This window comes from Psychromonas sp., assembly GCF_983033635.1.
Genome location: NZ_CEZLMY010000160.1, coordinates 1 through 8,232, shown reverse-complemented (window position 1 = coordinate 8,232; position 8,232 = coordinate 1). Strand labels below are relative to the sequence as shown.

General features: G+C 39.2%; 6 protein-coding genes. 3 read left to right on the top strand and 3 right to left on the bottom strand.

Annotated elements, in window-relative coordinates; genetic code table 11:
* Positions 1-131: 131 nt before the first annotated feature.
* Entirely contained in the window at positions 132-758 is a 627-nt protein-coding gene (locus tag AC4GME_RS15440) for a GDSL-type esterase/lipase family protein (RefSeq protein ID WP_490376202.1), read from the top strand.
* 125 nt (positions 759-883) lie between these two features.
* Here the strand turns inward: AC4GME_RS15440 and lolE are convergent, their stop codons facing one another.
* The 3 genes from lolE to AC4GME_RS15425 are packed head-to-tail and all read right to left on the bottom strand — an operon-like array spanning position 884 to position 4,045.
* Positions 884-2,128, bottom strand: coding sequence for a lipoprotein-releasing ABC transporter permease subunit LolE (gene lolE / locus AC4GME_RS15435; protein ID WP_490376201.1), 1,245 nt, complete (start codon positions 2,126-2,128; stop codon positions 884-886).
* Positions 2,128-2,826 (bottom strand): lipoprotein-releasing ABC transporter ATP-binding protein LolD, encoded by a 699-nt coding sequence (gene lolD, locus AC4GME_RS15430; protein ID WP_490376200.1) that lies wholly within the window; start codon positions 2,824-2,826, stop codon positions 2,128-2,130. Before lolD ends, lolE begins: the two co-directional genes overlap by 1 nt.
* On the bottom strand, positions 2,819-4,045 hold the full coding sequence (locus tag AC4GME_RS15425; RefSeq protein ID WP_490376199.1) for a lipoprotein-releasing ABC transporter permease subunit: 1,227 nt from the start codon (positions 4,043-4,045) through the stop codon (positions 2,819-2,821). Before AC4GME_RS15425 ends, lolD begins: the two co-directional genes overlap by 8 nt.
* A gap of 172 nt (positions 4,046-4,217) precedes the next feature.
* On the opposite strand from AC4GME_RS15425, the gene AC4GME_RS15420 reads away from it, so the two are divergent.
* Positions 4,218-4,778, top strand: a complete 561-nt coding sequence (locus AC4GME_RS15420) for a PilZ domain-containing protein (RefSeq protein ID WP_490376198.1) — start codon at positions 4,218-4,220, stop codon at positions 4,776-4,778.
* Positions 4,779-4,790: 12 nt separating this feature from the next.
* A partial coding sequence (gene mfd, locus AC4GME_RS15415; protein ID WP_490379708.1) for a transcription-repair coupling factor occupies positions 4,791-8,232 on the top strand: 3,442 nt, incomplete at its 3' end.

Here is an 8,232-nt window from a genome sequence, read left to right as displayed (position 1 = left end):
CTTTATATCTGTCTTATTTTTCAATAGATTACTAAATATAATTTCGAACACCTAGTATGCTTTTTAAAGCTAAAGCCAATCAGATTGGAAGTTCATAAGTAACAAGCTGAGACGCAAAAAGGAGACCGAGAATGAAACTATTTAAAGTAAGCTTGTTTTTAGTGGCAATATTTTTTATTTTATTTTTCAGTAGTGGACCGACTAATATGTTACAACCGCTTAATCAGCAACAACCTATCCTTGCCTTTGGTGATAGCCTGACTTTTGGCTATGGTGCTGATAAAAATCAAAGTTACCCTGCACAATTAAGTAAACTCATTAATATGCAGGTGATCAATAAAGGTATTAATGGGGAGTTAAGTAGTGAAGGATTACTTAGATTAGAAAATTTATTAGACCATTACCAGCCGCAACTTCTGCTGTTATGCCACGGCGCAAATGATATGTTACAAAAGTCGGATTTAGATAAAATGGCAGAGAATTTACGAGCGATGATTAAACTAGCCCAGGATAGGAATATTCAAGTTGTATTGATTGCAGTGCCTAACACCAACCTTTTATTAACACCCCTAAAACAATACCAGCAAGTAGCTGAGCAGATGAATATAGTTGTGGAAAATGATCTGTTATCAGATGTTTTAAGTCAACCTGACTTACACAGTGATATTATCCACCCGAACCATTTAGGTTACCAAAAGATGGCACAAACTATTGCGGAGTTATTAAGATCTCACGGGGCAATTACCAAGCACAACTAATACCTAGAACCAGACTTTTTAAAAAGCTGTATATGACTTACCCGCCACGTATAATGACCCGTAGCTAACATACAATTCACGAATATATGTTGTATGGTAATTTAGCAAGGAGTCAATAAGTACAATTAATGGCTATAACCTAACTCTTGAGCGGGTTGAATATTACTTGCGCGCCACGCAGGATAAACCGTTGATAACACACTCATCACAAATGCAAGCAGTGTGATAATCACAACCTGCATGTAATCAACTTCAGAGGGTAAGAAATCGATAAAATAGATATCACCCGATAAAAATTTATGTCCAATCAAGCTTTCTAGGTATTCAATTATTTTGGTTAAATTGAGTGCGATATAGATTCCGCAAAGCGCACCGAACAGACACCCTACAAAACCATTAAATGCCCCTTGTACAATAAATATAAGACGTAACATCCACTTTGAAGCGCCCATTGTTTTCAAAATTGCAATATCACCGCGTTTTTCATTTACAGCCATCACCAAGGTTGAAACAATATTAAAGCAGGCAACCGCAACAACCAGTAATAATATGACATACATTAACGACTTAACCATCTGAATATCTTGATACAGGTAACCTTGGCTAGTGATCCAACTTTTGATATATAGATAGGAGGTGAGGCTATAACCAACGGAGCGGGAGATCTTTTGTGCGTCTAAAACATTATCGACTTTAAATGCAATTGCATTGGCATTTTTCATCGCTAAGAGCTGTTTGGCATCTTCAATATGGATAAAAGCGAGCGCATTATCTAACTGCCCCCCCATTTCAAACAGGCCCACTAATTTTAATTTTACCGAACGAGGGGCTTTTAACCGCTTTCCTATCTGTTTCTGAGGTAATAACAGGGATAGTGAATCACCAACAGACACTTTTAGTTTCTGTGCAACACTTTTACCCAAGATGATCGAACGCTCACCAGCAGCTAATAAAGACCAATTACCCTGTTTAATATATTGCTCTATGCTGGTCACATTACTTTCTGAACCGGGGTTGATAGCTCGAATCTGTAGCGCTTTCATCTGATTATCTTTTTGCAGTAATCCATTGAGTGTTATGTAGGGCGTTGCAGCAATAACCCCCTGCTGCGCTTCAACTTGTTTTAATGTGCTTTGGATATCTTTAAAACTGCCGCTTACCATCTCCAGTTCCGCATGCGGAATCACGGACAACAATTGATCTCGCAGTGCTTTTTCAAAGCCGTTCATCGCCGAAAGACCCACTATCAACACGGCAACACCAAGGGAAATACCTAATATGGATGCTACAGATATAAATGAAACAAATTTATTTTTATGTTTTGCATGGCTGTAACGCAAGCCAATAAACATTGATAATGGACGATACATTATAAATTACCCTGCAAAATACCGCTTACCATATGTTCTTGACGATGTAATTTATCAGCTAACTGCTGATCATGTGTCACCACTACAAAAGCGGTACCTAACTCTTGATTCAGCGTTTTTATTAACTGATAAACACTCTCAGCACTTTGTGCATCAAGGTTCCCTGTCGGTTCATCAGCAAGTACTAATTGCGGCTCATTGATTAGGGCGCGCGCAATAGCAACACGTTGCCTTTCTCCGCCAGAAAGTTCCGAAGGGCGATGCTTTAAACGGGCTTGCAAACCGACTCTGTTTAACATCGCCTGTGCTTTTTCTGTAGCAATTTTGATATTGCAGCCAGCAATTAGCAGTGGCATAGCCACATTCTCAAGGGCATTAAATTCAGATAACAGATGGTGAAACTGATACACAAAACCCAGGCATTGATTACGCCATTTAGCTTGTTTATTCGGGGATAGCTGGTGGATATTTTGCCCTTCATAAAAGACTTCCCCCTCACTGGGTTTGTCCAACGCCCCCAACAGATGTAACAAGGTACTTTTACCCGAGCCTGAGCTGCCGACGATCGCCAATAACTCACCTTGCTGAACTTTTAATTCAACTCCCTGCAGAACAGTGTTAAACAATTTTCCGTCCTGGTATGTTTTACCCAAATTAGAGCAAACCAGAATGTCTTTATTTTCAATCGTTTTATTCATATCTTAATGCCTCTACTGGGCTCACTTTTCCTGCGCGATATGCAGGATATAAAGTTGCTAATAAACTTAATAACATCGCACCAAACATAATCACAAATATTTGTAGCGGTTGATAGAGCACAGGTAATAATCGTGCGCCACCCGAAGCGTTAGAGAGAAGGTGCAAACCTAAAAAAGACATTGTTTCGTTAATATAACTGCTTAACAACAACCCTAAAGCAGTACCGATTAACGCACCAATAATGCCGCTCCAAGCGCCTTGAATAATAAAAATTAGATTAAGGGTTTTCCCTGAAATACCGAGCGTTTTTAAGATTGCCACTTCGGCATTTTTATCACTTACCACCATCACAGATGAAGAGAGAATATTAAACGCTGCGACCGAAATGATTAAACATAATAGTAACCAAATCATATTTTTTTCCATTTTAACCGCAGCAAAAAGTTCACCGTGTGTCTTGCGCCAGTCGGTTAAGTTTTGTCCCTCTTTTAACACAGGTGCAGTCCATGATTGGATATCGAACGGATCATCTAAATAGAGTCGTAGGCCTGTCACTTGCTCATTAGCGATGCGAATCAGGCGAGCTGCATCTTGTGCATGCATCAACACAAGTTGTTTATCAACATCCGAGCCGACTTTAAATAACCCGGCTACAGTAAAATTACGCTGGCTTGGCATGCGCCCAAGTGGTGTAAAGCGACTGCCACGTGCAGATATGATGCGCACTTTATCACCTAAACTAACATTAAGTTGACGAGCTAAACTTTGACCAATAATAATATGATAAGAGCCTGCTTTTAAATCCGTTAAACTGCCAGTGTGAATATTGGATTTAATAACATCACTGCCATAAACTTCAGGCACAATACCTTCAAACACAACACCTTGCAGACTGCTTTGCGTTTGCACAATCGCTTCACCACGTACAACGGGCTCGACACTTTTAACCCTGTCTATTTTTAATAATTCCGGAATTTGTTGCTGCCAGTCACTTAGCGCCTGACTTTCATTACTAATAATGGCATGCGGCACCGCGCCCAAAATACGTGTTTTCAGTTCATGCTCAAAACCATTCATCACAGATAAAACCGTGATCAAGGCAAGCACTCCTAAAGTTATTCCACCTGTTGAGAAAAGTGAGACAAAGGAGACAAATTTATTGTTACGTTTTGATTTTGTGTAACGTAATCCGATAAATAAACTGAGGGGGTAAAACATAAATTCCTTTGTTTCTTGATAGTATTACATTGAGTTATAATGACAGACTCTACGTAACTGAATAGAAAATAGTAATAGCACATTGATTAGTGAGCATTCTAATGTATCTTTATAAATCAAGATACTGAAAACTCAGTAAAAAATGTCAGAGTCCATAAAAAAAGGCAACATCATGATCAGCAATGAATATTTTCTAGTTAACTATCAGCTTGCAATTAATGTTGAGTTACTCAATGACGGTGAGAATATTCCTAATCTGCAAGAGTTTGAGCGACAGATACCTGCACCATTTCGTATGGCAAGCGATCTTGCCGCAATAGACTTTCATGCATTACACCCGCTAAAATTAAATAATGAAACAACACAGGCATTATGGGGTTATTTACAGGCACAGAATCAGAAAATAAATACCCTGCTCACTTATGTACTTAGCCAACAGGATGACAGCAAATTTCATTATCAGACATCAGCATTTAGTGCCGGTTGTTGCCTTTTTGATTGCATTGACAGTAAGTTTTCGGTCAATCAAAACGTACGCTTAAAGATTTTTATACCTGAAGAATCAGCGGCTATTTATTGTTATGCAAATGTAAGTGCGATTAATGAAAACGGTATCGAATTAACTTACCAACAGATAAGAGAAGAAGATAGAGAACTGTTGATTCGCACTACATTACATATACAATCCAAACAATTAAAACTTCGTGCGGAACAACGCGCTCAATCACTTTAAAAAGAACAGAAAATGAAGCAAGCTCCACTTTTATCTATTCCGGCACTAAAAAGTAAGTCTGACCGTTTATTATTTGCTAACTTACAGGGCAGCAGCCAGGCATTAGCAATTAGCGAATGTGCTAAGCAACAAACTTCACCGCTGATATTAATTGTTAACGATACTCCGACCGCTTTAAAATTACGCCAGGAACTGGAATTTTTTGTTGAAGATAATATCGACATTGTCAGCTTTCCAGATTGGGAAACGCTACCTTACGATCATTTTTCACCACATCAGGATATTATCTCCACACGAATAGAAACCCTATATAAATTGCCAAGTTTGCAGCAAGGTATCTTAATTGTTCCTATCAGTACTCTGTTATTACGTCTTGCGCCACCCGCTTATTTAAAACAGCACACCCTGATTATTAAAAATGAACAAAAAATTGAACTGCAGTCATTACGCGCTGATCTAGAAGAAGCTGGATATTATGCCGTCGAGCAGGTAATGGAACACGGTGAATTCTGTGCTCGTGGTTCATTATTAGATATTTACCCCATGGGCAGCCAAACACCTTATCGTATTGACTTTTTTGATGATGAGATCGACTCGATTCGCCCTTTTGATAGTGAAAGCCAGCGCTCTTTAAAAGCAATAAATGAAATCAAATTATTACCTGCACATGAATTTGCAACAGACAGTGAAGCGATAAAACGTTTTAAAATAAAATTTAGTGATAAATTCACCTCTCCATTGTCCACAAGCAATGAGTCCATTTTCCATAAAATCAGTCAATCTAATTTACCTGCAGGTATTGAGTACTATTTACCACTGTTTTTTGAACAAACCGCTACCCTCTTTGATTATCTGCCGCCGGATTCAAAATTGGCAGTTGTAGGTGATATAAATCAGGCAAGCATAGATTTCTGGGAAAGTTTAGAGACACGTTACAACGAACGCAGTGTTGATCTGTTCCGTCCATTATTAACTCCGGCAGAATTATACCTTCGCCATGAACAGTGTTTCGAGAAATTAAACCAATGGCCACGTTATTACTTTACCAGCGAACCGTTAAGCAAAGAAAAAGCAGGAAAAGTAAATTTTGATATTTCTGCTGTTACTGACATTCAAGTTGAGCATAAAAAGAATCAACCTCTGGCGCACATTGAAAATTTTATCACTAATTTCTCTGGTCGTATCTTATTCAGCGTTGAATCGGCCGGTAGAAAAGAGTCATTACTCGAACTACTTGCGCCATTAAAACTCGTACTTAACGAATTTGAAAACCTCTCTTCATTTTCAAAAAGCAAAAAGCGATTAGGTATTACTATTAGCCAAGTCGAAAATAGTTTTATCTTAAATGAAGCAAACTTGGCGTTTATTACTGAAAATGAACTGTTAGGTTTTAAAGTCACACAACGACGCCGCCGCAAAGAAAGTAATGATGAGAACTATAGCTCAGAGCATATCCTTCGTAATCTAGAAGAACTTAAAATTGGCCAGCCAGTTGTTCATATTGATCACGGAGTCGGGCGATATTTAGGTCTGCAAACCATCGAAACAGCAGGTAACTTAACTGAATTTGTAACATTAGAATATCTCCGGGGTGATAAACTTTATGTACCGGTAAGCTCATTACATCTAATTAGCCGTTACAGTGGCCATGATGTTGAAAATGCACCGATTAATAAACTGGGCACAGAAACATGGCAAAAAGCAAAAAAACGTGCGGCTGAAAAAGTCCGTGATGTTGCCGCAGAGTTACTGGACGTTTATGCTCAAAGAGCAGCAAAAGTAGGTTACCGCTACCAGCTAAATAAAAGCAATTATGCCCTGTTTAGTAATGACTTTCCCTTTGAAGAAACACATGATCAAGCCCTATCAATCAATGCGGTATTATCTGATATGTGCTCATCACAACCTATGGACCGATTAGTCTGTGGAGATGTAGGTTTCGGTAAAACCGAAGTGGCAATGCGCGCGGCCTTTTTAGCAACAGATAATACCAGGCAGGTAGCCTTGCTTGTGCCGACAACCCTGCTTGCACAGCAGCATTATGAAAACTTTAAAGACCGATTTGCCAATTGGCCGGTACGAATTGAAGTATTATCACGTTTTAAAACAGCTAAAGAGCAAAAACAGATCCTGCTCGAATCAATTCAAGGCAAGATTGATATCTTAATTGGTACTCATAAACTACTTAGTGGAGATGTTAAGTTCTCTGATTTAGGCCTGTTAATTATCGATGAAGAGCACCGTTTTGGTGTGCGCCAAAAAGAAAAAATTAAAGCCTTACGAGCGCAGATTGATATTTTAACATTAACCGCAACCCCCATTCCACGTACCTTGAATATGTCCATGCATGGTATGCGTGATCTTTCAATTATCGCCACTCCCCCTGCCAAACGTTTGGCCGTTAAAACATTTGTCGAGCAAAAAACAGATCAGATTGTCAGTGATGCCATTACCCGTGAGATAATGCGTGGTGGACAGGTATACTTTCTACACAATAATGTTGCTACCATAGAAAAAGCGGCGCAGGATCTACAAAGTTTATTACCGCAAGCGAAAATCTCCGTTGCCCATGGGCAGATGAATGAACATCATCTAGAGCGGATCATGACTGATTTTTACCATCAGCGCCAGAATGTTTTAGTTTGTACCACTATCATTGAAACGGGCATTGATATTCCCAGTGCCAATACCATTATTATAAATCGCGCCGATCATTTAGGTCTGGCACAATTACATCAACTACGAGGCCGTGTCGGTCGTTCACACCACCAAGCTTATGCTTACCTTTTAACACCGACGCCTAAATTGATGAGTAAGGATGCCAAAAAACGCCTGGATGCAATTTCATCTTTAAACACCCTCGGCGCAGGTTTTACGCTGGCAACACACGATTTAGAAATCCGCGGTGCAGGTGAACTTTTAGGCGATGAACAATCAGGACAAATCAGCAGCATTGGTTATAACCTGTATATGGAGATGTTAGATCAAGCGGTAAAGGCATTACAAAATGGACATGAGCCGACACTAGAACACCTTCTGGCAAGCCAGTCTGAAGTTGAAATACGAATCCCCGCATTAATTCCAAATGATTATATTCATGATGTTAATATGCGCTTATCATTGTATAAACGTATTGCCAACAGTAAAGATCACCACTCTTTAAAAGAGCTGCAAGTAGAACTGATCGATCGCTTTGGTTTATTACCTGATTCCACCAAAAATCTTATCGAAGTTACCAAGATTAAACAGCAATGCGCTGTATTAGGCATTAAACGTCTTGAGGCGCATGCTAAAGGCGGCACTGTTTTATTTACACAAAACACCTCCGTTGATCCAATGTTCCTGGTTTCTTTACTGCAAACGCAAGCAAATACCTTTAAACTAGATGGCCCAACAAAGCTCAAGTTTAATTTCAACCTCGAAGATACTCGATTAAGAATAAACTGGATAACAC